This window comes from Photorhabdus sp. RM322S (assembly GCF_042879395.1).
GTDB lineage: Bacteria > Pseudomonadota > Gammaproteobacteria > Enterobacterales > Enterobacteriaceae > Photorhabdus > Photorhabdus khanii.
The window spans coordinates 15,360-41,088 of record NZ_JBHFKW010000039.1 but is presented as its reverse complement, the minus strand read 5'-3'; the positions used below and the strand labels follow the sequence as shown (position 1 = coordinate 41,088).

The window sequence follows — 25,729 nt, the reverse complement described above, 5'->3', positions numbered from 1 at the left end:
CAATCATGAAAAATCGGAGTAACAAATGTTCACTTATTACCGTCAGACTAGTATTTTTCCCGAAAGCCTTCGGCGATTTTTTCCAGCTCGTTCATTAAATGGATATCCCTGTCCGTTTCAGCTACATCATTGGGCTTGTTGTGATCCCAGTGTTTGATAATCGCGATTAACAGATAGGTGTTGGCGTCGAAAAAACCAAGGCAATAAACCAAAACATAACCACTGGTTCGTTTAAATTGCACCAGTTTGAGTGGAAATCCTTTGTCTTTGAAATGCAGGTGCTGCAATTCAAGGTAAGATCGATTATGCGTAAACCGGTAGGGAACGTCTCGACTAAAGGTAACGGGTAAGCCTTTTCCCTCTTTATAGGCCCGAAAGTCATCAACCAGCGCCTTGGTTTTCTGTTCGCCTAAAGCCTCTTTCAAAACACGGTGTGTGAATATTCTTATCACCGCAGAGTTTCCTTTTAATTACTTAGTGACTTTTCCGTTATTTTCTTTATTTCATTTTCACTAAGGTGAAAATGATCTGCTGGAGACGAAGGGCGCTGTTCATCACCAGCAGATCACTAAAGATTGGTCGTGTCTTTTCTTCGGAGAGATAGGTCTATATCTTACGACCATTCTTCGTCGTCCCCGGCCATCCCCTCTTTGATTTTTGCAGCCATCTTAGTGGCTATTTTATTCATATTTAGCCCTTCTCCGGTGAAATTGGCTGGGATGCTTTTCAACTCCGTACTTCCCCGTTGTGCATATTCACAAAATGCGCTCATCTCCTCAAAAAGTGCAGCAGGAACGGCGTAAAACTGGATCTGATTGTTAGATGAAACAGCAATAGCATCCCCCTGGGCTTCTGCTAGTGCTGCACTGGGATTGGATTTAAACTTACTGATAGCTGTTGTGTAGCCACACATGACTTTCTGCAACATGGTAAACCTCCGTTCAGAAAAATTATAAAATATACTAAATATAGGGCTAAATATAGCTCTATATTTAATCTGAAACCAGTATCTTGTAGACCGTTTATCGGCCTATCTTTAGCTGTTTGGCAATCTTTGAGGTTCCCATAGACAAAGAGTTTCAAGAAACCGACTTTAATAACGTTTTCAACCGGGGAATAAACTTTTTCATAAACCGATTAAATCATTAAAAATAGGGGTAACAAAATCCGCAAGCAAATGATTTAAATGAATATTAACCAGGTTATTTGCGACATTATTATGTTGCATTTATTATGCAAAACCAACACCTTCAATACGCGGGTTTAAATTTTTTTACATTGATTTGATCATTCCAATAACGTTGTTTTTCTACGGTTTTATTTAAACGTTTAAATGCCCGTTTAACCTTTCTGGCTGATTAATCTGCCAGACTTTTACCATCGTTGATGCAATAAAGCATTATTAAAGCATTAGAGAAAACTAATCAGCCGATAACACACTATCTAAAGTTTCCGATGACGCGAAATTTTAAATGGGTGGGTCAGCAGCCTGAGTTCCCTCAAAAAGAGGGAACTATCAGTTGGGAAATCAGAACTTCTGGGAGATACTGAATTTAATGTTACGCCCAACCCCGGAAACAGATTCACTGAGATATGGGGAATAATCATGATTAAACAGGTTATTTACTGTTACACGGGCTTCAAGACCTTGCTGGAAATCAGGTTGCCAACTGGTGAATAAACCGTGCAGAACGTAACCTTGGCTTTTGGGGATTGACCAGAGTACCGCCATTGGGTCTCCATCTTTAGGCGATCTGTCTTGCTTACGGACAAAATCGCCGGTCCAGCCCATTGCCATCTGCCATTGAGGGATTTTTACGCCTAACATGGCGCGGGCAGAGGTGGGGGGAATTTCCGCAATCCAGGTTTTATTACCCCAAGGATCGCGTGGTGAAGCATCTCTCTGACCACGGATAGTTGAGTAAGAAAGTTTTCCAAACAGGTAATCGCTGTCGTAGAAAGTCTCGATTTCCAGCCCCTGAATGGTGTATCCCGGTAAATTACGGTAGTTGGATAAAGGCTTTTCGCAATCCGGTGATTTACACACGACTCCACGACGGACAAATATTTCATCCTTGCCTCTGTTACGGAATAAAGTCGTACGGATTTGCAAACTATCTTGGTCTGCCAACAGGTTATTGAAATTCAGAATCGCACCGAAGCGTAAACCCGTCACTCTTTCTACATCTAAATTACGGCTGGTGGCCGTGACACTCGCTTGTGCATATTGCATTTCATACTGTTCATCCACGAGTGGCGCACGCCATGTCCGGCTGACATCCGAAAATAGTGACAGGTTTTGTGTTGCTTTCCACATGATACCGAAATGAGGAGACCAACCGGTATAGGTGACGCTGCTGTAATCATGGCCTACATTTGGTGAGCTATCATTGTAGATTGCAGCGATATTTGGCTTGCCGGTATTGGTGATATGGTCATAGCGAATACCGGGTGTCACAGTAAGGCTGCCGATAATCATTTCATCCTGTAAATAGAAACTACGCGTTTTTTGCTCTCCTGAGGGCATATAGGTCGGCTGAAAGTAGCCATAATTATAGTCAGGTCTTTTGTCCTTGCTTTTATCATGTATAAGGGTATTACGTTGATTTTTATGCCAACGAGCTCCAATGAGTAATGTGTGTTCTATTGGCCCGGTTATAAAAGCACTTTTATTATTTAAATCTGCTAAGTTATCCACATAGTCGATCCAGCTTTCATTTCCCAATGAACCAAGAAAACCGCTGTGGGCTTTTTCAGAGCGTTTATCATGCTGTTCTGTTTTCGAATAGGCATAGGTTGCTGTCAGGTTAAGTAATGGATTGTCTTCCGGTGCGATATTCCACTTGGCGGTGTAGTTTTGATCCGTTTGATCACGATAAACCAACTTACGGCGCCAGGCTTCATTCCAACCATATTTTTCAACGTCGGATTCTGACGGAACGACTATTTCATCGCGTTTTGCTGCCCATGGCTGCCAACCAGCAGAATCAGAACGCATAGCAGAAAGTGTCAATGTGTGAGTATCATTCAGGTAAAAATTAGTTTTCAGTAAATAGGATGCCTGATCACTTTTAGAGAAAGCAAAACGAGTGCCATCTGGCCGCTTAATGTTGCCGCCATCCCGTTTACTCATATATAACAAGCCGTCAGCAAAGCCTTCTTTTGTCCGGCCATAGATTGCGCTGCTATAAATATTTTGCCGGTCATTGGTGTGATAGCTGTATTTCAGTAACCCACCAAAATCTTCTCCTGGCTGTAATAGATCATTTGCATCTTTAGTGATAATTTTAACTGTTCCGCCAAATCCGCCATTACCATCAAGCAGGTTATGCGGGCCTTTGTCGACATCTATCTGTTTGATTAATTCCGGCTCAATAAAGATAGATCCCTGGAAATATTTTTCGAAGCCTTTTGGTGCATCATCCAGTGTGATTTTTATGTCTTCTGTATCACCCATTCCCCAGATGTTCAGGGTTTGACCTCCTGGGCGGGGCGAGCCTGACATAGAAACGCCAGGGAGTTGATTGAGTAACTCGGCGATGTTGTCTGCCTGGGTACGCTCAATATCCGATTTTCTTAATACAGAACTTCCAGCGTTGACGCTATTGTTTAATTCTCCAATAACGGAAAGCGTGGGAAATGCAATCACTTTCTCTGGCTTTTCTAATTTCTCTGCTGCTTTTTGTGTTTTATTCTCCTGTGCTGCCAGATAACCGGGCAGGCCGGTACTAAGAACAATCATGCCTGATAAAGCGTAACGAACAGTGCGATTAATTTGCTGTGTTGTTACTGGTACGGATGCTTTTTGTTGTTTCCCGTGATTTTTCATTGCCATAACTACCTTTGGAATGTAATTAAATAAAAGAACCTGCTTAAACAGGTCACTTGACGAAGGGAATCGGACAGAAAAAAGTTAATAACGGGATTAACTTTTTTTTCTGATTGATCTTAATAATGAATAACTGTATGTTTATACAGTTTATGATGATTGGTCAAAGCAAAATGCGAAAGATTATTCATGTGGATATGGATTGTTTCTTTGCCGCTATTGAAATGCGGGATAATCCGTCACTCCGTCATATTCCGGTAGCTGTTGGTGGTGATGCCGATAAACGAGGTGTTATCAGCACGGCTAATTATCCTGCCCGTCGTTTCGGGGTACATAGTGCAATGTCTACCGCAATGGCGCTGAAACTGTGCCCTCAACTCAAAGTTCTTCCGGGGCGTATGGCTCTGTATAAAGAGGTTTCCCAGCATATCCGTCAGATATTTTCTCACTATACTGAGCGGATAGAACCTCTTTCGCTGGATGAAGCTTATCTGGATGTCACTGATAGCCGCCATTGTTATGGATCTGCCACACTTATCGCCCATGAAATCCGTAAATCCATTTTTGATGAACTGCAACTGACGGCATCGGCTGGTATTGCTCCGGTAAAATTTCTGGCAAAAATCGCTTCTGATATTAATAAACCGAATGGGCAATATGTGATTTCACCTGATCAAGTGTCTGAGTTTGTTAAAACTTTACCGCTGAAAAAAATTCCTGGTGTCGGCAAAGTCATGGTGCAACGGCTGACTAATATGGGGCTGGAAACCTGTGCTGATGTACGGAAATATGATGTCATTGTTTTGGTGAAACAGTTGGGGAAATTTGGTCAGGTACTTTGGGATCGTTGTCACGGTATTGATGAACGATTGGTGAATCCAGACCGTCTGCGAAAATCAATTGGTGTGGAGCGGACACTTGCGAGGGATATTCATCAATGGGAACAGTGCACTGAACTTATAGAAAGTTTATATCTGGAATTAGAAAAACGATTGAGTAATGTTAAACCTGATCTGCGGATTGCCCGTCAGGGGGTTAAGCTGAAATTTGATGATTTTCAACTGACAACTCAGGAACATGTTCATCCACTATTGGATAAACCGGATTTACTCCAACTGGCCCAGAAAACATGGACATCTCGCCGGGAAGGGCGTGGCGTTCGTTTAGTGGGCCTGCACGTGACTTTGCTGGATCCAGAAATTGATCGGCAACTGTCGCTTGAATGGTAGTTCCCCCGCGACGATATCGGAGCAGGGGAGATTTGATTAAGACTTTTCAGGAATAGCTTTCAGGACTGCGGTCAATAGTTTCCAATATTGTCCAACACTTTTGATGTGAACCTGTTCGTCAGGGGAGTGAGCACCCGTGATAGTTGGCCCGATAGAGACCATATCCATATCAGGATAAGGTTTCTTAAACAGGCCACATTCCAACCCTGCGTGAATCACCATAATATTGGGTGTTTTATCGAACAGCTGTTGATAAGTTTCACGTACCAGGTGCATAACCGGAGAATTTGCATCCGGCTGCCAGCCTGGATAATCGCCTTTAGCGGAAATTTCAGCGCTTGACAGTTTTGCCAGGGAAGCGAGCATACCTATAATATAGGATTTGCCGCTGTCGATAAGCGAACGGATCAGACAAATAATATTGACTTTATCCTGTTCCATCGCCACAACGCCCACGTTGAGAGAAGTTTCTACTACGCCTTTGATGATGTCACTCATACGGATAACACCGTTGGGTGTACTGTTCAGCAATGAGATAAAACGGTTCTGGCAATCATCCGTCAGTGCTTGAAGATCGGTTTCAACCTCTTCCAACAATACAGTCAGATTTTTCTCGACCATGGCATATTCATTTTTCAAGATCCCCAGGTATTTATCTTTCAGTTGAGTCAGCTGCGCTATTTTATCGGTGGGGACGGCAACAATAACATGACCTTCACGTGGAATGGCATTACGCAGCGTACCGCCCTGGAACTCAAGCAGTTTTAGCGCCAGTTCCTCAGTATGGGCAGCCAGGAATCGTGCCAGTAATTTGTTGGCATTACCCAGCCCTAAATGAATATCACAACCTGAATGCCCGCCTTTCAGACCTTTGATGGTGAGTTTTAGTGTTTTGTAGTGAGACGGAACCGCTTCACGGGTAAGTGCTAATGTTGTGGTGAAATCGATACCTCCGGCACAACCCATGTAGATTTCGCCTTCTTCTTCTGAATCGGTATTGATTAAAATATCAGCTTGCAGCCAGCCCGGTTGCAGGCCAAAAGCACCATCCATTCCGGTTTCTTCCGTCATGGTCAGTAAAACTTCCAGAGGGCCATGTTTTACATTGTCATCAGCCAGCACCGCCAATGCTGATGCCAGGCCAATACCATTATCTGCACCCAATGTTGTACCCTGTGTAGTAACCCATTCACCATCGATATAAGGGCGGATAGGATCTTTTGTGAAGTCATGTTCTGTATCGTTGTTTTTCTGTGGCACCATATCAAGGTGAGCTTGCAGCACAACCGCTTTACGATTTTCCAGCCCTTTACTGGCTGGCTTTCTGAGCAGAATATTGCCAACTTGATCGCGTTCAACGTGCAAGCCTTTTTCCTGCGCCCATTGAACAATGTGGGTCGCCAGCGCTTCTTCATGATAAGAAGGGTGAGGAATAGAGCAGATTTTAGCAAAGATGTCCCACAGAGGCTGAGGGGATAATTGTGATAGTTCTGACACGACGAATCTCCTGTGACTGCATCTCAATAAGATGGAAATACTACTCTCTACCAGAGACATAGGTTTTATTATTACGAGCGATTAACGCTTTGATGCTATTGAGTTCAGAATACCACTTTCTTTTGATAAGGATAATGTGATTCATCGATTCCCTGTTTCCGCTGGTTTTTGCTGACCTAAATCAATATAATCTCGCGCAACTTTTTCTGTGAAAACTCTTTTCTGAAATATTCTTAAGTTGCCGGGATCCATTCTTATGAGCGAAAAATATGTCGTAACCTGGGATATGTTGCAAATACATGCCCGTAAATTGGCGCAACGTTTACTCCCTGTCGAACAGTGGAAAGGCATTATTGCTGTCAGTCGGGGTGGTCTTGTCCCTGGCGCTCTCCTGGCGCGTGAATTGGGTATCCGTCATGTAGATACTGTCTGTATTTCCAGCTATGACCATAATAATCAACGCGATCTGCAAGTGCTGAAAAAAGCAGAAGGTGATGGTGAAGGTTTCATCGTTGTCGATGATCTGGTTGATACCGGGGGCACCGCTCAGGTTATCCGTGATATGTATCCAAAAGCGCATTTTGTGACTATTTTTGCCAAACCGGCGGGTCGTCCTCTTGTTGATGATTATGTTGTTGATATTCCGCAAGATACTTGGATCGAGCAACCTTGGGATATGAGCGTAGTATTCATTCCGCCAATTTGTGAAAGTAAATAAAATCAGCATTTGTTATGGCAAATCAAAATCTTTCAGAATCACTTTTTAAGCCAAGACAAAAGCATCAGGAAACTTCCACGCTGGTAAAGCACCGCCATCCCCGGCTGATTGTCGGTAATTACAATACGTTGGATGGTAATAGTCATGGGCGCTGGTATCGTATGATTAACCGGCTGATGTGGATTTGGCGGGGAATTGATCCTTTTGAGATAGAAGAAGTCTTGTGCCGGATTGCCATGACAAACGCTCAACGCAGTGATGATAATTTACTGGATACGGTAGTTGGGTACCGTAAAGGTAATTGGATTTTTGAGTGGTCACATCAGGCGATGCTGTGGCAACAGAGAGCGTTACAGACAGAACAGACCGCCGAAGCCGGGAATTTCTGGTTGAAAGCGGCCAATTTGTATAGCATCGCCGGTTATCCTCATCTCAAAGGTGATGATCTGTCTCAGCAGGCCGTTGTTTTGGCAAATAAAGCCTATGAAAATGCGGCCCGGTGCTCTGACTATCAGTTGAGGAAGATAGAGTTCAAACTGAAAGAGGGTGGTTGTGTAACTGGCTTTCTACATTTGCCTCAACGACCACAAGGACCCTCTCCAACTATTCTGGTGTGTGGTAGCTTAGATAATTTGCAAAGTGATTATTATCAGTTATTCCGTGATTATCTGGCACCTTTGGGATTTGCCATGCTGACTGTGGATATGCCTTCAGTGGGTTACTGCTCACGTCTGCGATTGACACAGGATACTTGTACTCTTCATCAACAAATAATCCATCAACTGGATGACATCCCTTGGATTGACCATACACGGGTTGGCGTTTTGGGTTTCCGTTTTGGTGCTAATATTGCTGTCCGCCTGGCATATTTGGAATCTAAGCGTATCAAATGTATTGCGACTTTTGGCGCTATTGTCCATGAGTGGCTCAATAGCGCTGAACGCCAGCAAAATGCTCCTGTGATGTATCTGGATATGTTTGCCAGCCGGATGGGTATTTATAACGTGGATGAAAATGCGTTTCGCCTCGAACTTGGTTGTTATTCCCTTAAAAAACAAGGCCTGTTAGGCCGACGTTGTTCCGTTCCTATGCTAGCTGGTTACTGGCAGAATGATATTTTCAGCCCGAAGGAAGAATCAAAGCTGATAGCAATGTCATCAATGGACAGTAAATTATTGACTATTCCGGCAACACCTGTTTACAGCAGCTTCAATAAGGCATTACAGGAAACCAGTCAGTGGTTGAAAAATAAAATGGGTTAGTTGAGATTGAGGGCATAAGTTTATTTTGAACTCACCTTTTTTCAATTTATCGTTATGCTTGTTGGCATAACGCTTCTCTCCTGCTAAAACTGAACGCTGTTTTTTCAAATTAAATATAACGGCAAAAATATGATGAATGGTAGCCAAACATTGGTTGTGAAGCTGGGGACAAGTGTATTGACCGGCGGCTCTCGTCGTCTGAACCGGGCTCATATTGTCGAGCTGGTACGCCAATGTGCTCAACAACATGAAAAAGGCCACCGTATTATTATTGTAACTTCCGGTGCTATTGCGGCTGGCCGGGAACATCTGGGATATCCGGATTTACCTGCAACTATTGCTTCTAAGCAATTGCTGGCGGCAGTAGGTCAAAGCCGGTTGATTCAGCTGTGGGAACAGTTTTTTTCTATTTACGGTATTCATGTTGGTCAAATGTTACTGACCCGTGCGGATTTAGAAGATCGGGAGCGTTTTTTAAATGCCAGAGATACCTTAAATGCCCTGCTTGATAATCGCATTGTTCCGATAATCAATGAGAATGATGCGGTTGCAACCGCAGAAATTAAAGTGGGTGATAATGATAATTTATCTGCACTGGCGGCAATTCTGGGGGGAGCAGATAAACTGTTATTATTGACTGATATTGAAGGGCTATATACCGCTGATCCGCGTAGCAATACGAATGCAGAACTTATTCCGGAAGTTCATGACATCAGCGACGAATTACGTATGGTTGCAGGTGATAGCGTTTCTGGTTTAGGGACGGGGGGAATGGCGACTAAGCTTCAGGCCGCGGGTATTGCAGGCCGGGCCGGTATTGATGTCATTATTGCTGCCGGTAACAAACCTGATGTTATCGCGGATGTTGTTGAAGGTAATTCGGTGGGGACTCGCTTTCATGGGTTGGAAAGCCCGATGGAAAATCGCAAGCGTTGGATTTTTGGTGCCCCTCCTGCCGGTGAAATTATTGTTGATCACGGTGCTGAAACAGCAATCTGTGAAAAAGGCAGCTCTTTGTTGCCGAAAGGGATTAAAAATATTAAAGGTGATTTCTCCCGTGGAGAAGTTATCTGTATTCGTAGCCTGTCTGGTAAGGATTTGGCGCACGGCGTTTGCCGTTATAACAGTGATGCTCTGCGTTTGATTGCAGGCCACCATTCACAGCAGATAAACCAAATTCTCGGTTATGAATATGGCGCTGTTGCAGTTCATCGTGACGACATGATTGTGAGTTAAGGATTCATAATGTTAGAACAAATGGGAAAGGCCGCCAGAGAAGCCTCATGGCAACTGGCACAGCTCAGTACGAAACAGAAAAATCAGGCATTAATCCACATTGCAGATTTGTTGGAGCAGAAAAGTACAATTATTCTCGACGCTAATCAGCTTGATATGGCTCAGGCTCGTGAACAGGGAATGAGTGAAGCGTTGCTGGATCGTCTGTTACTGACACCAGAACGTTTGGCAGCGATAGCTAACGATGTTCGCCAAGTATGCCGTTTAACTGACCCGGTAGGGCAGCTCATTGATGGCGGTCTGCTTGATAATGGTTTGAAGTTAGAACGCCGCCGTGTACCGCTTGGGGTGGTTGGGGTGATTTATGAAGCCCGTCCTAATGTCACTATTGATGTTGCGTCTCTGTGTTTGAAAACAGGTAATGCCGTTATTTTGCGTGGTGGTAAAGAAACTCATAACACCAATCAGGCAACAGTGAAAGTCATTCAGCAGGCACTCGAGCAGAGTGGGTTGCCTGCCGCAGCAGTGCAGGCGATAGATAAACCCGATCGTGAATTGGTTACTCAGCTACTGAAAATGGACCGTTATGTGGATATGCTGATTCCACGCGGTGGTGGTGGGTTGCATAAGCTGTGCCGTGAGCAGTCGACCATTCCGGTTATTACTGGTGGTATCGGTGTCTGCCATACTTTTGTCGATGAAAGTGCGGATTTCGATAAGGCATTGACTATTATCACTAACGCTAAGGTTCAACGCCCAAGTGCTTGTAATGCTTTGGAAACGTTGCTGGTACATCAGAAGATCGCGGCAGATTTTCTGCCTGTACTGAGCCGGAATATGGCAGGGCAAGGTGTTACCCTTCACGCGAGTAAGTCAGCAATGGAATTTTTGCGGGAAGGCCCGGCAAAAGTCGTGGATGTGGCAGAAGCAGATTACAGCGATGAGTGGTTATCTCTGGATATGAATGTGGAAATTGTCAGTGATATTGACAGGGCAATTAGCCATATCCGTACATACGGCACATCTCATTCTGATGCGATTCTGACTCAATCTTTGCATAATGCTGACTATTTTGTTTGTCAGGTAGATTCTGCGGCGGTTTATGTGAATGCCAGCACGCGTTTTACTGATGGTGGACAGTTTGGTTTGGGGGCGGAGGTTGCCGTCAGTACTCAGAAACTGCATTCCCGTGGTCCAATGGGATTAGATGCGCTGACGACGTATAAGTGGGTTGGTTATGGAGATAATTTAATCCGTAAATAATCTGTTTATTGTTACCCCAAAAGTGTGTCTGATTAATTGATATATCGGTAGGATCATGCTTTGGGGTAGCTTTTTCCATATAGATTAACTTTTGATTTTACGTTGATGTAAAGTTCTGGTTACTATAGGTGTTAATATATTTTTAATGATGAAATTTACCAAGGATATCAGGCAATGAACCCAATATTGTTTATTGTAGGTGCGCGTGGGGCAGGAAAAACGACGGTTGGAAAGCGATTAGCCAATGAGTTATCGTATACATTTATTGACACCGATCATCATATCCAACAAATCAGTAATATGACCATTGCGGATATTGTTAACCAGCAAGGGTGGCAACAGTTTCGACAATTGGAAAGTAAGGTTTTACAACAAGTTAGTCAAAGTAACCGGGTTATTTCCACCGGCGGTGGGATTATTCTTTCCGCTGAAAATCGCCAATATATGCGACAAAATGGTACGGTGATTTATCTTCAGGCGTCCGCTGACATCTTGGCTGAACGATTAATGCAGCAGCCGGAAAGTACTCAACGCCCCAGTTTAACTGGAAAATCTATTGTTGAAGAAATGGAAGAAGTCCTCACCGCCAGGGAAAATCTCTATTGTGAGTGTGCAGATCATATTATTAATGCGCAACTTTCACCGGAAAAAATTATAGCTTGTGTGAAAGAAATGATTCTTCCTAGAAGAATATCTTGACGCTATTTTTTTAAAAATAAGAATATTACGATATCGAATGATAAATAGTATCTTCTGTTTATTTTTCAAATGGGTTGAGATACGAATATGTTGTTTAAATTTCTAAAGTTTGTTTTTCGTTTAATGTTCCGTTTGACGATAGAAGGAGATATTAAACAATTTACCCATCCTAAATGCCTTATCACACCTAATCATGTCTCTTTTCTTGATGGTGTTTTGCTAACACTGTTCTTGCCTGTCAAGCCGGTATTTGCTGTTTACTCTAACATTGCAAACCGGGGTTTTATGAAATGGGTAAGGCGCTATGTTGAAATAGTTCCTTTGGATCCCATAAATCCAATGGCCGTCAGGGGACTGCTCAAAGAAATAGAGAAAGGGAGGCCGATAGTTGTCTTCCCTGAAGGACGAATTACTGTTACTGGTTCTTTAATGAAAATCTACGATGGAGCGGCTTTTATTGCCGCTGTATCGGGAGCAATGGTGGTGCCTGTCCGCATTGAGGGGTTGGAGCAAACGATATTTAGCCGATTAAAAGGTATCTTCAAGCTTCATCTTTTTCCGAAGGTGACAATAAAAATCCTGCCTGCCACACAATTACCCATGCCGGATGTACCTAATTTGGAGCAGCGACGCCGTTTGGCGGGAGAACGTTTGCATGAAATCATGATGAGTGCACGAATGGCGACTCGCCCGCAAGAAACAATATTTGAATCTTTACTGGTGGCGCAAAAGCGATTTGGCCGCTTTAAGCCCTGTATTGAAGATGCTTCTTTTAAAGAGGACAGTTATAACAGCCTGCTTAAAAAAATACTGGGTATCAGCCGTATTTTGCAGCGCTTGACTTGCCAGGGTGAACGGGTTGGTTTTCTTTTACCAAATACCACTATTGTGGCGGCTATGATATTTGGGGCATCTTTACGAGGAAGAGTACCCGCTCTACTAAACTATACTGTGGACAGTAATGGGCTGAAGAATGCAGTAACCGCCGCCAGTATCAAAACGATTGTGACTTCCCGGCAGTTTCTGAAAAAAGAGCAGTTAACTCATCTATCTGAACAGGTTGTTCAGGTTAACTGGGTTTATCTTGAGGATTTGGAAGGCACAGCGACTTTTCGAGATAAATTATGGGTCTTGTGGCACCTCGTTTTCCCGAAACAAGCGATGGTGGCACAGAAACCAGATGATGATGCTTTAGTGTTATTTACATCCGGTTTAGAAGGTGTACCAAAAGGTGTAGTTCATAGCCACGCTAGTTTGTTAGCAAATGTGGAACAGATAAAAACTATCACTGATTTCAATCCACTTGACCGTTTTATGTCTTCTGTACCACTGTTTCATGCATTTGGACTGACTGTTGGCCTATTTACCCCGTTGTTGACGGGGAGCCGGGTATTCCTTTACCCAAATCCACTGCACTATCGAGTGGTGCCAGAATTGGTATATGAACGTAACTGCACCGTATTATTGGGCACATCCACTTTCCTGGAGGATTATGCCTATTCTGCCCATCCCTATGATTTTGCACGTCTTCGCTGTGTGATGGCGGGTGTTGAAAAGCTCGCTGAGAACACTAAACGTGTTTGGCAAGATAAATTCGGGATCCGCATTCTGGAAGGGTATGGAATGACAGAATGTGCGCCTGTCGTTGCATTTAATGTGCCAATGATGGCTAAAGTCGGTACTGTTGGGCGAATTTTACCGGCAATGGAATACCGTTTGATTCCCGTAGCAGATATTAAGGAGGGGGGACGTTTACAACTGCGTGGCTTGAATGTTATGAAAGGGTATCTGAGAGTTGAAGAGCCAAATCATTTAGAACGACCATCGGCAGAAGATGAACATGGGAATGTCCAGTTTGGTTGGTACGATACCGGAGATATTGTTTCAATTGATGAACAGGGATTCTGCACTGTTCTCGGTCGGGTGAAACATTTTGCTCAACTGTCAGGCGAAAGCGTGTCACTGAAAATGGCGGAAGCTGAATAGGAATAACTATCGTGAATGTATCTTCTGGTGTTGCTCAGCCGCTATTAACCCGTGGCATGAAAGCAGTATTGGTATCACAATTTTTTTCTGCTTTTGCGGACAATGCTCTGCTGTTTGCGATTCTGGCACAGTTGAAAGCCCAGTTTTATCCTGACTGGAGTCAGCCAATATTGCAGATAGTGTTTGTCCTTGCGTATATCCTGTTGGCGCCTTTTGTGGGACGAATCGCAGATCACTTTCCGAAAGGTCGTGTGATGCTGTTTGCCAATAGCTTCAAGCTATTGGGCGCGCTTATTGTCTGTCTGGGTTATGATCCATTTTTGGGCTATGCTTTGGTTGGGATTGGTGCAGCATCGTATTCACCAGCTAAATACGGAATCTTGGTTGAATTGACAGATGGTGATCGCTTGGTAAAAGCGAATGGTTTGATGGAAGCTTCAACGATAGCTGCTATTCTCACCGGTTCTGTGGCTGGTGGTTTTTTGTCTGATTGGAACTTGACCGTCGCATTGTTTGCTTGTGCACTGACATACGGTATTGCTGCCATTATTAATTTCTTTATTCCTCGATTGTCGGTGTCCCATCACGGTAGGGGCTGGAATCTGAAAAAGATACTGACGGACTTTACTTCAGCTTGTTGTATTCTTTGGCATAACAAAGAAGCACGATTTTCTTTGGTTGGAACCAGTCTATTTTGGGGGGCGGGGATAACGCTGAGATTTCTGTTGGTTTTATGGGTGCCTGTTGTTTTGGGAATTGTTGATAACAGCACGCCAACAGTACTCAATGTGATGGTTGCTATCGGGATTATTATCGGTGCAGGTGTTGCTGCGCGTTTTATCACATTGAAAACAGTCCGCCGTTGTATGCCAGCCGGTATTTTAATTGGTGTGATGGTGGTGATTTTTGCTGTTCAGCAGAGTATCTGGGCTTCTCACGTCATACTTATTATTCTTGGCATTTTTGGTGGCCTGTTTGTCGTTCCATTGAATGCCTTATTGCAGGAAAGCGGCAGGCAAACGGTTGGGGCCGGTAATGCAATCGCAGTGCAGAATTTGGGTGAGAATACCGCCATGTTACTGATGCTTGGCCTATATTCACTGGTCATTAAAATAGGTATTCCGGTTGTTACGGCAGGGATAGGTTTTGGCGTGTTGTTTGCGTTGACAATCACTGGTTTGTGGATTTGGAATCAGCTTCAGAAAAATTGATCTTTTACCGGCTAAAAGGTGTGTTTATGGATGAAAAAATTCTGATCCAGCTTAGTATTGAACTGGGAAAGAAACTGAGACAGCAAAAATTGTGGGTGACTTGTGCTGAATCTTGCACAGGTGGCTGGCTGGCAAAAGCAATCTCAGATATTGCCGGTAGTTCTGCTTATTTTGACCGCAGCTTTGTGACATACAGTAATAGAGCCAAACATCAGATGCTTGGTGTATCAGAAACCACTTTACAGCAATATGGCGCTGTCAGTGAACAGGTTGTGAGAGAGATGGCAGCAGGGGCATTGCAGGCAGCGCACGCGGATCTGGCGGTTTCTGTCAGTGGTATTGCCGGGCCTGATGGTGGCAGCGAAGAGAAGCCTGTTGGCACAGTGTGGTTTGGGTTTGCATATCGCACAATAAATGGGATAGAAATTGTATCCCGTCATTGTTGTTTTAACGGTGATCGAAATGAAATACGCCTTCAATCCGCAATGTATTCTCTGAAGACATTGTTATCAGAGATTATAAAAAATTAGCTTGATGCTGTATGATTATACAGTATAATTGCTGGCAACATTTTGGTATTAAAAATTATTCATCGGCAGTGAGGTAACCCTTTCATTGCTTACGAGGGAGTAAAAATGGCTATTGATGAAAATAAACAAAAAGCACTGGCAGCGGCACTGGGTCAAATTGAAAAACAGTTTGGTAAAGGTTCCATCATGCGTCTGGGCGAAGACCGTTCAATGGACGTTGAAACTATCTCCACTGGTTCACTGTCACTGGATATTGCATTAGGTGCTGGTGGCTTGCCGATGGGACGCATTGTCGAAATCTATGGCCCGGAATCTTCTGGTAAGACAACGCTGACATTACAGGTTATTGCCGCAGCACAGCGTGAAGGTAAAACCTGTGCGTTTATTGATGCTGAACACGCCCTTGATCCTGTCTATGCGAAGAAACTGGGTGTTGATATTGACAACCTGTTGTGTTCTCAGCCAGACACAGGAGAACAGGCTCTTGAGATTTGTGATGCGTTGACACGTTCCGGTGCGGTTGATGTCATTATTGTCGACTCCGTTGCGGCTTTAACACCAAAAGCTGAAATCGAAGGAGAAATCGGTGATTCTCATATGGGGTTAGCTGCTCGTATGATGAGTCAGGCAATGCGCAAACTGGCGGGTAACTTGAAAAGTTCCAATACGCTTCTGATCTTTATCAACCAGATCCGGATGAAAATTGGTGTTATGTTCGGTAACCCCGAAACTACAACCGGGGGTAATGCGCTGAAATTCTATGCTTCTGTACGTCTGGATATTCGCCGCATTGGTTCTGTGAAAAATGGCGAAGAAGTCGTTGGTAGCGAAACTCGTGTTAAGGTTGTGAAAAACAAGGTGGCAGCGCCATTTAAGCAAGCAGAATTCCAGATTATGTACGGTGAAGGCATCAACACTTATGGTGAATTGATCGACTTGGGTGTGAAACATAAACTGGTGGAAAAAGCAGGTGCGTGGTACAGCTACAATAGCGATAAAATTGGTCAGGGCAAAGCGAATGCGACTATCTACCTGAAAGAACATCCTGAAATTGCTACTGAGCTGGATAAAAAATTACGTGAAATGCTGCTACACAATGCTGGAGAATTCAGCAGTGCTGCTGCTGATTATCAAGACAACGAAAATGAAGAGTTGAATAACGAAGAATTCTAATCTGATTATATTGATAGCCTGTATTCTGGTATTAAAGCTGTAAAAGTTTTGTCATCAAACTTATAACCGCGTTAATAATGACGCGGTTTTTTCTCTCAGAAAGAAAGTATTATCCATATTATGCGATCATGCTTTCAGAAAATACCCAGACGATTTACAATGTTGCCAGCGAATGGATGTATCTGGGATTTTACTTCTAATGGAAGAAATTTTATCTTATCCCCACTTTGTTTATTCGTGAGTTGAAAATAGGTGATGAAATATTCCACCTAACCAATTCATAAATCTGTTTTTTCCAGCTTGATTTCGGGACAATTATGAGCAAAAGCACCGCTGAGATCCGTCAAGCGTTTCTCGACTTTTTTCATACTAAAGGGCATCAGGTAGTACCAAGCAGTTCTTTGGTGCCAAATAATGACCCAACACTGCTGTTTACCAACGCAGGGATGAACCAGTTTAAGGATGTATTTCTTGGGCAGGACAAAAGATCTTATTCCCGAGCAACAACTGCTCAGCGCTGTGTTCGTGCCGGTGGTAAACATAATGATTTAGAAAACGTAGGTTACACCGCACGTCATCATACTTTCTTTGAAATGCTGGGTAATTTTAGTTTTGGTGATTACTTCAAACATGATGCTATTAGCTATGCTTGGGAACTTCTGACCGGCAAGGATTGGTTCAATTTGCCTAAAGAAAAATTATGGGTGACTGTCTATCAGACTGATAATGAAGCCTATGATATCTGGCAAAATGAAGTTGGAATACCAGCAGAAAGAATTATCCGTATTGGTGATAACAAAGGTGCACCTTATGCATCAGATAACTTCTGGCAAATGGGTGATACCGGTCCTTGTGGCCCTTGTACTGAAATTTTTTATGATCATGGTGATCATATCTGGGGTGGCCCGCCAGGAAGTCCAGAGGAAGATGGTGACAGGTATATTGAAATCTGGAACATCGTCTTTATGCAGTTCAATCGTCGTGTTGATGGCACGATGGAGCCGCTGCCAAAACCATCCGTAGATACCGGTATGGGGCTGGAGCGTATTGCTGCTGTATTGCAGCATGTTAATTCCAACTATGAGATTGATCTGTTCCGTGAGTTGATTGCTGCTGTGGCTGGTGTCACAGGTGCTACAGATGATCTGAGTAATAAATCTCTGCGGGTTATTGCCGACCACATCCGTTCATGTGCGTTCCTGATTTGTGATGGCGTTATTCCTTCCAATGAAAACCGTGGTTATGTTCTGCGCCGTATTATCCGCCGGGCTATCCGTCACGGTAACATGTTGGGTGCTAAAGATACCTTCTTCTATAAATTGGTTGCTCCATTGATAGAAGTGATGGGCGCTGCGGGAGAGGAACTTAAGCGTCAGCAAACCATTGTTGAGCAGGTTTTGAGAACAGAGGAAGAGCAATTTGCCCGTACTCTGGAACGCGGTCTTCAATTGCTGGACGATGAACTATCAAGACTGTCCGGTGATATTCTGGATGGTGAAACCGCCTTCCGTCTGTACGATACCTATGGCTTTCCTGTGGATTTAACCGCTGATGTTTGCCGTGAGCGTAATATTAAGGTGGATGAAGACGGTTTTGCAGTTGCAATGGAAAGTCAGCGTCGTCGGGCTCGTGAATCAAGTGGTTTCGGGACTGATTATAATGAGTTGATCAAAGTTGATGAACGCAGTGATTTCTCTGGTTACGATCATAACGAACAGCAAGCAGTAGTAACAGCCATCTTCCGTAATGGCGAATTAGTCAATCAAATTCAAGCTGGTGAAGAAGCGATTATTATACTGGATCAGACCACTTTTTACGCAGAGTCCGGTGGGCAAGTTGGTGACAGGGGTATTCTGAGCAATAACGATTGTGTTTTTGATGTTGCTGATACACAAAAATACAGTCGGGCTATCGGTCACATCGGTAAGCTTGCAAAGGGTACCTTAAGTGTAAACCATAAGGTCAATGCTGTTATTGATATAGAACGTCGTGATGCAATCCGTTTGAATCATTCAGCAACCCATCTGTTACATGCTGCATTACGTCAGATTTTAGGCGAACATGTATCTCAGAAAGGCTCCTTGGTTAACGATAAATATCTCCGCTTTGATTTTTCTCATTTTGAAGCAATGAAACCGGAGCAGATCCGTCAGGTTGAGGATTTGGTTAATGCTGAAGTTCGTAAGAATTCACCGATAGTGACTGAATTGATGGATCTGGAAGCGGCAAAAACCAAAGGCGCTATGGCACTGTTTGGTGAAAAATACGAAGAGCAAGTTCGTGTACTGTCAATGGGGAATTTTTCCACTGAATTATGTGGCGGGACTCACGCAAGCCGTACTGGTGATATTGGTTTATTCCGTATTACTGCTGAATCTGGAACTGCTGCGGGTATCCGTAGGATTGAAGCAATTACAGGTAAAAAAGCGTTGGAATCTGTGCACCAACAAGCTAATTTGCTTCAGGATATTGCTCAATTGGTGAAAGGTGATATCAATAACCTGAGTGAAAAAGTACGGGTAACACTGGATAAAACCAAAGCACTGGAAAAAGAGCTCCAACAGCTTAAAGATCAACAGGCTATACAGGAAAGCTCTTCTTTGGCAAGTAAAGCAAAAGACTTTAACGGTGTGAGGTTGCTGGTTAGCCAGTTGAGTAATACAGAGCCTAAAATGCTGAGAACTATGGTTGATGATCTAAAAAATCAACTGGGTTCAGCAATTATTGTGCTTTCTACTATAAGTGATGATAAAGTCAGCCTAATTGTTGGTGTCACAAAGGATCTGACTGCTAGAATAAAAGCAGGTGAGTTAATTTCTTCTGTAGCTCAACAAATCGGTGGTAAAGGTGGTGGTCGCCCTGATATGGCCCAAGCAGGTGGTCCTGATGTTAAAGCGTTGCCTTCTGCTTTAGATAGCGTGGAAGAGTGGGTAGCATCGCGGCTTACCTGAATTACCTGAGTTTGGAGGGCACCATGATAGTTGCTTTTATGGTGCCTTGAAATCTTGTTGTGAAATTGTTAAAAGGTTGAGCGCACATTTATTTATTTTGGCTAAACTATATATGTAGGAAATGCGCTCAAAATTGCTTATACTTTAAGCATATAACATTGTTTTACGTTTTCACGGTGTTTGGATGGATAATAGCGGGGAAACCTAAAGACCCGACTCTTTTAAATTTTCAAGGAGCAAAGAATGCTTATTCTGACTCGTCGAGTTGGTGAAACGCTCATGATAGGCGATGAGGTAACAGTTACAGTACTGGGGGTTAAAGGTAACCAAGTTCGTATTGGTGTAAATGCCCCTAAAGAAGTTTCTGTTCACCGTGAAGAAATTTATCAGCGGATTCAGGCCGAAAAATCTCAGCCAACAACTTATTGACCCTAAGTTGGCGTCCTATGTCAGAACCGGGCGCCATTTTTGAGGTATTTCCTCTCTGTTAGTAGTTTGCTCCCTTTATTCTTAAATTTTTACCTATCATCCCCTCTTTTTTGTTTTTCTATCGTAAGAAAAGGCAGCGCCCATGATGCTATTGTGGGAAATAATGGCTTGGGCTTGCATACACTTCAATTGAAGGTAGGATAATTTACTGCTGACAAAATACACTTTTTGTCGTCAAACCATCCATCTTGTGTGTGAAGTATCCAAACAAACACAGGTTTAGAAAAATTGTTTGACTTATAAGTCTGGGAAAGTAATATGTGCGCCACGCAGTGACGAGGAGCTTAAACAAAAGTTCTGAGCCACAAGTTCGAAAAATAGCTCGAAAGAAAGCGTACGGTGAGATGGCCGAGAGGCTGAAGGCGCTCCCCTGCTAAGGGAGTATGCGGTCAAAAGCTGCATCGAGGGTTCGAATCCCTCTCTCACCGCCATTTTAAGACCACGCATCCATAGCTCAGCTGGATAGAGTACTCGGCTACGAACCGAGCGGTCGGAGGTTCGAATCCTCCTGGATGCACCATATTTAGCCTTAAGATGAAATCATCTAAGGCACCATTCAGGTAATCAAAGCAGCTACTGCATTTTACCAGAGTAAAAAACTGACCATGCATCCATAGCTCAGCTGGATAGAGTACTCGGCTACGAACCGAGCGGTCGGAGGTTCGAATCCTCCTGGATGCACCATATTTAGCCTTGAGATGAAATCATTTAAGGCACCATTCAGGTAATCAAAGCAACTACTGCCTTTTACCAGAGTAACAAACTGACCATGCATCCATAGCTCAGCTGGATAGAGTACTCGGCTACGAACCGAGCGGTCGGAGGTTCGAATCCTCCTGGATGCACCATATTAAGCCCCGCCTAAAAAGCGGGGCTTTTTCTTCATCTGTATTGCTGTAATCAATCTGTCCCCTGTATAGCACTGAAAGACTTTTGCTTATATATCTAATCAGCGACAATTTGGCTTGTTTAAGATAAAGTAAACCTTTATAAAAATTCTTCTAAAACACTACGGGAGGTCGAATTGATCCCGGACGTATCAAAGGCTCTATCATGGCTAGAGGCTCATCCGACAATTTTAAAGGGAATTCGTCGCGGTGTTGAGCGTGAAACATTGCGTGTTACTTCAGATGGTGATTTGGCAGCAACGGAGCATCCTAAAGCACTTGGCGCAGCGCTTACGCACAAATGGATTACGACTGATTTTGCAGAGTCATTGTTAGAATTCATAACACCAGTCGATGATGACATAAAATATACTATTTCATTTCTTAGCGATATTCATCGTCATACGGCGCGCGTTCTGGATAAAGAAAAAATGTGGCCTTTGAGTATGCCATGCTTTATTGATGCGGAAGAGAACATTACTCTGGCTCAGTATGGCACATCGAATATTGGTCGCTATAAGACGTTATATCGTGAAGGGCTGAAAAACCGTTATGGTGCTTTAATGCAGACCATCTCTGGGGTTCATTATAATTTTTCATTACCGATTGAGTTTTGGCAAGCATGGGCTGGCGTTGAAGATGCAGAGAGTGGTAAAGAGCGGATCTCTGATGGCTATTTCCGATTGATCCGCAACTACTATCGTTTTGGATGGGTGATTCCATACTTGTTTGGCGCTTCTCCAGCAATTTGTTCTTCATTTTTGCGTGGCAGAGAGACTTCTTTGCCTTTTGAACGCATAGAAAATGGAGCTTGCTATCTTCCTTATGCTACTTCATTAAGAATGAGTGATCTGGGATACACCAATAAATCACAGCGTGATCTGAATATTACGTTTAATAACCTTCGTACCTATGTTGAAGGGTTGAAAAAAGCGATTCACAAGCCGTCTGACGAGTTTGCTAAGCTGGGTATTAAGCAAGGTGACAAATATATTCAGCTCAATACAAACGTCTTACAGATTGAAAATGAATTGTATGCGCCAATCCGGCCTAAACGTGTTGCAAAAGGGAATGAATCGCCTTCTGATGCTTTACTACGTGGAGGGGTGGAATATATCGAAGTTCGTTCATTAGATATTAATCCATTTGCCGCGATTGGGGTCAATGAAACACAAATTCGCTTTCTTGACCTATTCTTAATATGGTGTGTGCTTGCTGAAGCGCCGGAAATGAGTAGTGATGAGTTGGAGTGTTGCCGCAAAAACTGGAATAGGGTGATCCTTGAAGGGCGTAAACCAGAGCAAGTGATTGGTCTTGGTTGTGGCAGCGTGGAGGAACCATTAGCTAAAGTTGGCAAAGAATTATTCAATGACTTGAAACGGGTTGCTGAAATACTGGATAGTTGTTCTGGTACGCAATATCGGAAAGTTTGCGAAGAATTGATTGCTATGTTTGATGATTCATCACTGACTTTATCGGCTCGTGTGCTGGAAGAAATGAAGACTCAGGGCATTGGTGGTTTTGGGCTGGAATTGGCAGATAGATATCATCAGCAATTAATCAATGAAAAATATGAGGTTATTAGCGACGAACAGTTCGCTATAGAACTCTGGGCCTCAGTGGAGCGACAAGACGCGTTGGAATATGAAGATACCATCAGTTTTGATGAATATCTGAAACAACAGGCAGGATGCTAGAGAAGAAAATGGCCACTAATCATAGTGGCCAAATAAAAACTTCTGGAAAAATAGGAATGGTAATATACCCTATAGATTTCAAGATGCATCGAGACGGCAAGGGAGCGAATCCCCGGGAGCATAGCGAACTATGTGACCGGGGTGAGCGAGTGCAGCCAACAAAGAGGCCACTTGAAAGATAACGGGTATAATTGCGCGTCTTTCATTCTTTACGACCGGTGGTAGATGAAAAGGTTTCATTTGCTTGTAAAAAAATCTGAATTTTTTGTGGAGATGAAGAAATGCCTTTACTAGATAGTTTTACTGTTGACCATACCCGTATGGCTGCACCAGCTGTAAGAGTTGCTAAGACCATGAAAACGCCTCATGGTGACACCATCACAGTTTTTGATTTACGCTTCTGTGTGCCAAATAAAGAGGTTATGCCTGAGAAAGGTATTCATACACTTGAGCATTTGTTTGCTGGTTTTATGCGTAACCACCTCAATGGTGATGGTGTTGAAATTGTTGATATATCGCCAATGGGATGCCGAACTGGTTTTTATATGAGCCTGATTGGTGCGCCAGCAGAAATACGTGTAGCTGAAGCGTGGAAAGCAGCAATGGCCGATGTATTGAAAGTGAAAGATCAGAGTCAGATCCCAGAGCTAAATATTTATCAGTGCGGTACTTATCACATGCATTCACTGACAGAGGCTCAGGATATTGCCCGCCATATTCTTGATTCAGATGTTCGTGTTAATAAGAATGATGAACTGGCATTGCCAGAAGAAAAGCTAACGGAATTGCATGTATAGTTTATGACAGCGATGATATTTCGGATTTTTTCGATGAGATGTTAGCAGGAATATACCGTTGGGGGCGTAGCATATACCTCCAACGGTATGAATTTTAAGTGATCATTTAAGCTGTTTGTGCTTTTTGTCCAGAAAGTTGGTTGATGGGCGTGACTCGAACTTGTTTAATGACATTATCGTTCACAGAAAGCACTTCAAAATTATATTTGCCAATTTGTACTTGCACGTTCAGTGCGGGTATTTCTCCTAACTCTTCAAGCACCATACCATTGACAGTTCGTGGTCCATCAACAGGCAATGCCCAGTCAAAAGCTTTATTTAATTCGCGGATGTTGGCTGTCCCGTCAACTAAAATAGTACCGTCACTTTGGGGGGAAACTTCTTCAGCCAGAGATGGAGACATTGATGTTGTAAAATCACCGACAATCTCTTCGAGGATATCTTCAACAGCTACCAGCCCTTGAATATCACCGTATTCATCAACGATAAGCCCAGCTTTTTCCTTATTGCGTTGGAAGTTTACCAATTGAACATTAAGTGGAGCGCTAATTGGAATATAGTAAATTTTATCCGCTGCTTTAATCAGGTTTCTCTTGGTGAACTCTTTTTTTTCTGTCATCAGTCGGTAAGCTTCACGTACACGGAGCATACCAATAGCATCATCAAGTGAATTACGATAAAGCACGATCCGGCCATGAGGTGAATGAGTTAACTGACGTATGATGGATTTCCAATCATCATTAATATCAATACCAACAATTTCATTACGGGGAACCATAATGTCGCCGATGGTGACTTTTTCCAAGTCTAAAATTGAAATCAGCATATCCTGATTTTGCCGTGATAGCTTGGCATCTGATTCATTCACAATAGTGCGTAGTTCATCTTTACTAATTGCATCACGGTGACCAGTAGGGTGTTTGATGCCAAGGCAACGCATTAACAATAAGGTAATTCTATTTAGCAGCCAAACTAACGGCATCATGATTTTTTGTAATGGACGCAGCAGGAAACTGCTCGGAAAAGCGATTCTTTCAGGATAGAGAGCGGCTATAGTCTTCGGCATAACTTCAGAAAATATCAGCACGATAAAGGTCAGAACACCTGTTGCGATAGCGACCCCGACATCACCATAAAGGCGCATACCAATGATGGTAGCGAGTGCAGAGGCTAGAATATTAACCAAATTGTTGCCGATAAGAATCAGGCTTATAAGCCGGTCAGGATGACGAAGCAATAGTTCAACTCTGCGTGCAGAATGGCTTCCTTGCTTTGCCAGATGACGTAAGCGGTAGCGGTTCAGTGTCATCATACCTGTCTCAGAAGCGGAGAAGTACGCTGAAACGAGAAGCATAATGATTAAAATGATAATTAATGTGCTTGTTGAGACATGCTCCAAAACAAAATTCCTTCCAAATATTGATGCTGATTGGACATCATGTTTTTAATAAATCATGATTTCTTGCAATAATCGATTGCCAAAATAGGCAAGCGTCAGGGTAAATGCACCAATCAGATTAAACCAGATAACTCGTTTACCACGCCATCCATCATGGTAGTGGCCCCATAATAAAACAATGTAGACAAACCACGCGATGATGGACAGAACTGCTTTATGGATATTCTCCTTACTGAAAATATTATCCATATAGAGGATGCCGGTGCAGAGTGTCAGAGTCAGTAATATTACGCCAACCTGAGTGATATGAAACATTTTGCGCTCAATGAACATCAGTGGGGGCATATCCGGAGTAAAAGTCAGTTTTTTATTTTTAAGCTGATGATCCAGCCACCCAAGTTGTAAAGCATACAGTGCAGCGATAAGCAAAGTCGCATAGCCAAGCAGAGCTAAGCCAATATGAATAGATAATTCAAGGCTGGCTTCCAGATGAGTAATGAATTCACCGGGCATAAAGCTGGCTAATGCCAGATTTATCATGGCAAAACTATAGACAATGGGTAGTAGGAACCAGGCACGGCCGTGGGAAGCGACAATTGTCATTATGATACAGATAAGTAAGCTGACAATAGAACCCAGGTTCAAGAGTGTGAGGTTCTGCCCACTGCTGACGTGAAAGATCTTGTATTTAAGCGCAATAGCATGACAAATTAAAGCGATAATCGCTGAAAGCAATGCCAGTCTGCGGTATCCATTCGGTTTTCGCAGTAAGCCGGGAATAATCAGTACCAGGCTGAGTAAATAAGCGAATAAAGCAATTATAGAGAATACTGACATAGCGTTAGTCGTTTTAGCGATAATTTTAGGTGAATTAAA

Annotated in this window: 19 protein-coding genes, 4 tRNA genes and 1 pseudogene; 18 read left to right on the top strand and 6 right to left on the bottom strand. The window is 43.2% G+C overall.

What is annotated here, in order from left to right:
• Positions 1-47 precede the first annotated feature (47 nt).
• From ACGF63_RS18705 to ACGF63_RS18695, 3 genes are all read right to left on the bottom strand, one after another.
• Entirely contained in the window at positions 48-452 is a 405-nt protein-coding gene (locus ACGF63_RS18705; protein WP_162524251.1) for a type II toxin-antitoxin system YafO family toxin, read from the bottom strand.
• Positions 453-613: 161 nt separating this feature from the next.
• Positions 614-928, bottom strand: a complete 315-nt coding sequence (locus ACGF63_RS18700; protein WP_152963933.1) for an antitoxin of toxin-antitoxin stability system — start codon at positions 926-928, stop codon at positions 614-616.
• 600 nt (positions 929-1,528) lie between these two features.
• Entirely contained in the window at positions 1,529-3,829 is a 2,301-nt protein-coding gene (locus ACGF63_RS18695) for a TonB-dependent hemoglobin/transferrin/lactoferrin family receptor (RefSeq protein ID WP_152963934.1), read from the bottom strand.
• A 173-nt stretch (positions 3,830-4,002) separates the two neighbouring features.
• Between ACGF63_RS18695 and dinB the strand changes: the two genes are divergently transcribed.
• Positions 4,003-5,058, top strand: a complete 1,056-nt coding sequence (gene dinB, locus ACGF63_RS18690) for a DNA polymerase IV (protein WP_387632615.1) — start codon at positions 4,003-4,005, stop codon at positions 5,056-5,058.
• A gap of 36 nt (positions 5,059-5,094) precedes the next feature.
• On the opposite strand, the gene pepD is transcribed toward dinB, so the two are convergent.
• A complete protein-coding gene (pepD, locus tag ACGF63_RS18685; RefSeq protein ID WP_387632611.1) occupies positions 5,095-6,555 on the bottom strand; it encodes a beta-Ala-His dipeptidase in 1,461 nt (486 codons plus the stop codon).
• A 256-nt stretch (positions 6,556-6,811) separates the two neighbouring features.
• Here pepD and gpt point away from each other — a divergent pair, with 256 nt between their 5' ends.
• From gpt to luxS, 17 genes and pseudogenes are all read left to right on the top strand, one after another.
• Complete coding sequence (gene gpt, locus ACGF63_RS18680) at positions 6,812-7,273, top strand: xanthine phosphoribosyltransferase (protein ID WP_036850100.1); 462 nt, start codon at positions 6,812-6,814, stop codon at positions 7,271-7,273.
• Positions 7,274-7,287: 14 nt separating this feature from the next.
• Positions 7,288-8,535, top strand: a complete 1,248-nt coding sequence (gene frsA / locus ACGF63_RS18675) for an esterase FrsA (protein ID WP_152963936.1) — start codon at positions 7,288-7,290, stop codon at positions 8,533-8,535.
• 132 nt (positions 8,536-8,667) lie between these two features.
• On the top strand, positions 8,668-9,771 hold the full coding sequence (gene proB / locus ACGF63_RS18670; protein WP_036850306.1) for a glutamate 5-kinase: 1,104 nt from the start codon (positions 8,668-8,670) through the stop codon (positions 9,769-9,771).
• A 9-nt stretch (positions 9,772-9,780) separates the two neighbouring features.
• Positions 9,781-11,034 carry a glutamate-5-semialdehyde dehydrogenase gene (gene proA, locus ACGF63_RS18665; protein WP_387632609.1) on the top strand — a complete coding sequence of 418 codons (1,254 nt, stop codon included), beginning with the start codon at positions 9,781-9,783 and terminating at the stop codon, positions 11,032-11,034.
• A 174-nt stretch (positions 11,035-11,208) separates the two neighbouring features.
• Complete coding sequence (gene aroL, locus ACGF63_RS18660; RefSeq protein WP_036850106.1) at positions 11,209-11,733, top strand: shikimate kinase AroL; 525 nt, start codon at positions 11,209-11,211, stop codon at positions 11,731-11,733.
• Between the two features lie 87 nt (positions 11,734-11,820).
• Positions 11,821-13,710: pseudogene (gene aas / locus ACGF63_RS18655) on the top strand (bifunctional acyl-ACP--phospholipid O-acyltransferase/long-chain-fatty-acid--ACP ligase); the annotation flags it as partial.
• A gap of 65 nt (positions 13,711-13,775) precedes the next feature.
• A complete protein-coding gene (gene lplT, locus ACGF63_RS18650; protein WP_110742969.1) occupies positions 13,776-14,930 on the top strand; it encodes a lysophospholipid transporter LplT in 1,155 nt (384 codons plus the stop codon).
• A 26-nt stretch (positions 14,931-14,956) separates the two neighbouring features.
• Complete coding sequence (gene pncC / locus ACGF63_RS18645) at positions 14,957-15,460, top strand: nicotinamide-nucleotide amidase (protein ID WP_036850113.1); 504 nt, start codon at positions 14,957-14,959, stop codon at positions 15,458-15,460.
• A gap of 105 nt (positions 15,461-15,565) precedes the next feature.
• Positions 15,566-16,633 carry a recombinase RecA gene (gene recA, locus ACGF63_RS18640; protein WP_036850115.1) on the top strand — a complete coding sequence of 356 codons (1,068 nt, stop codon included), beginning with the start codon at positions 15,566-15,568 and terminating at the stop codon, positions 16,631-16,633.
• Between the two features lie 317 nt (positions 16,634-16,950).
• Positions 16,951-19,584, top strand: coding sequence for an alanine--tRNA ligase (gene alaS / locus ACGF63_RS18635; protein ID WP_036850117.1), 2,634 nt, complete (start codon positions 16,951-16,953; stop codon positions 19,582-19,584).
• Between the two features lie 243 nt (positions 19,585-19,827).
• A complete protein-coding gene (gene csrA, locus ACGF63_RS18630) occupies positions 19,828-20,013 on the top strand; it encodes a carbon storage regulator CsrA (RefSeq protein ID WP_002209449.1) in 186 nt (61 codons plus the stop codon).
• A 398-nt stretch (positions 20,014-20,411) separates the two neighbouring features.
• Positions 20,412-20,504, top strand: a tRNA-Ser gene (locus tag ACGF63_RS18625).
• A 12-nt stretch (positions 20,505-20,516) separates the two neighbouring features.
• Positions 20,517-20,593 (top strand) — tRNA-Arg (locus tag ACGF63_RS18620).
• 87 nt (positions 20,594-20,680) lie between these two features.
• A tRNA-Arg gene (locus ACGF63_RS18615) sits at positions 20,681-20,757 on the top strand.
• Between the two features lie 87 nt (positions 20,758-20,844).
• Positions 20,845-20,921 (top strand) — tRNA-Arg (locus ACGF63_RS18610).
• A gap of 176 nt (positions 20,922-21,097) precedes the next feature.
• Positions 21,098-22,657 carry a glutamate--cysteine ligase gene (gene gshA / locus ACGF63_RS18605; RefSeq protein ID WP_036850120.1) on the top strand — a complete coding sequence of 520 codons (1,560 nt, stop codon included), beginning with the start codon at positions 21,098-21,100 and terminating at the stop codon, positions 22,655-22,657.
• A gap of 281 nt (positions 22,658-22,938) precedes the next feature.
• Positions 22,939-23,454 carry an S-ribosylhomocysteine lyase gene (gene luxS, locus ACGF63_RS18600; protein WP_036850126.1) on the top strand — a complete coding sequence of 172 codons (516 nt, stop codon included), beginning with the start codon at positions 22,939-22,941 and terminating at the stop codon, positions 23,452-23,454.
• A gap of 106 nt (positions 23,455-23,560) precedes the next feature.
• Here the strand turns inward: luxS and ACGF63_RS18595 are convergent, their stop codons facing one another.
• A complete protein-coding gene (locus tag ACGF63_RS18595; RefSeq protein ID WP_152963941.1) occupies positions 23,561-24,853 on the bottom strand; it encodes an HlyC/CorC family transporter in 1,293 nt (430 codons plus the stop codon).
• Between the two features lie 45 nt (positions 24,854-24,898).
• Entirely contained in the window at positions 24,899-25,690 is a 792-nt protein-coding gene (locus ACGF63_RS18590) for an inner membrane protein YpjD (protein ID WP_036850308.1), read from the bottom strand.
• Positions 25,691-25,729 lie beyond the last annotated feature (39 nt).

What these genes read in the sequence shown, in the direction of transcription:
- csrA (WP_002209449.1), top strand. Translation starts at nt 19,828, where the DNA reads ATGCTTATTCTGACTCGTCGAGTTGGTGAAACGCTCATGATAGGCGAT.
- ACGF63_RS18590 (WP_036850308.1), bottom strand. Translation starts at nt 25,690, where the DNA reads ATGTCAGTATTCTCTATAATTGCTTTATTCGCTTATTTACTCAGCCTG.
- lplT (WP_110742969.1), top strand. Translation starts at nt 13,776, where the DNA reads ATGAAAGCAGTATTGGTATCACAATTTTTTTCTGCTTTTGCGGACAAT.
- ACGF63_RS18700 (WP_152963933.1), bottom strand. Translation starts at nt 928, where the DNA reads ATGTTGCAGAAAGTCATGTGTGGCTACACAACAGCTATCAGTAAGTTT.
- dinB (WP_387632615.1), top strand. Translation starts at nt 4,003, where the DNA reads ATGCGAAAGATTATTCATGTGGATATGGATTGTTTCTTTGCCGCTATT.
- frsA (WP_152963936.1), top strand. Translation starts at nt 7,288, where the DNA reads ATGGCAAATCAAAATCTTTCAGAATCACTTTTTAAGCCAAGACAAAAG.
- recA (WP_036850115.1), top strand. Translation starts at nt 15,566, where the DNA reads ATGGCTATTGATGAAAATAAACAAAAAGCACTGGCAGCGGCACTGGGT.
- ACGF63_RS18695 (WP_152963934.1), bottom strand. Translation starts at nt 3,829, where the DNA reads ATGAAAAATCACGGGAAACAACAAAAAGCATCCGTACCAGTAACAACA.
- proB (WP_036850306.1), top strand. Translation starts at nt 8,668, where the DNA reads ATGAATGGTAGCCAAACATTGGTTGTGAAGCTGGGGACAAGTGTATTG.
- gpt (WP_036850100.1), top strand. Translation starts at nt 6,812, where the DNA reads ATGAGCGAAAAATATGTCGTAACCTGGGATATGTTGCAAATACATGCC.
- alaS (WP_036850117.1), top strand. Translation starts at nt 16,951, where the DNA reads ATGAGCAAAAGCACCGCTGAGATCCGTCAAGCGTTTCTCGACTTTTTT.
- luxS (WP_036850126.1), top strand. Translation starts at nt 22,939, where the DNA reads ATGCCTTTACTAGATAGTTTTACTGTTGACCATACCCGTATGGCTGCA.
- pncC (WP_036850113.1), top strand. Translation starts at nt 14,957, where the DNA reads ATGGATGAAAAAATTCTGATCCAGCTTAGTATTGAACTGGGAAAGAAA.
- aroL (WP_036850106.1), top strand. Translation starts at nt 11,209, where the DNA reads ATGAACCCAATATTGTTTATTGTAGGTGCGCGTGGGGCAGGAAAAACG.
- proA (WP_387632609.1), top strand. Translation starts at nt 9,781, where the DNA reads ATGTTAGAACAAATGGGAAAGGCCGCCAGAGAAGCCTCATGGCAACTG.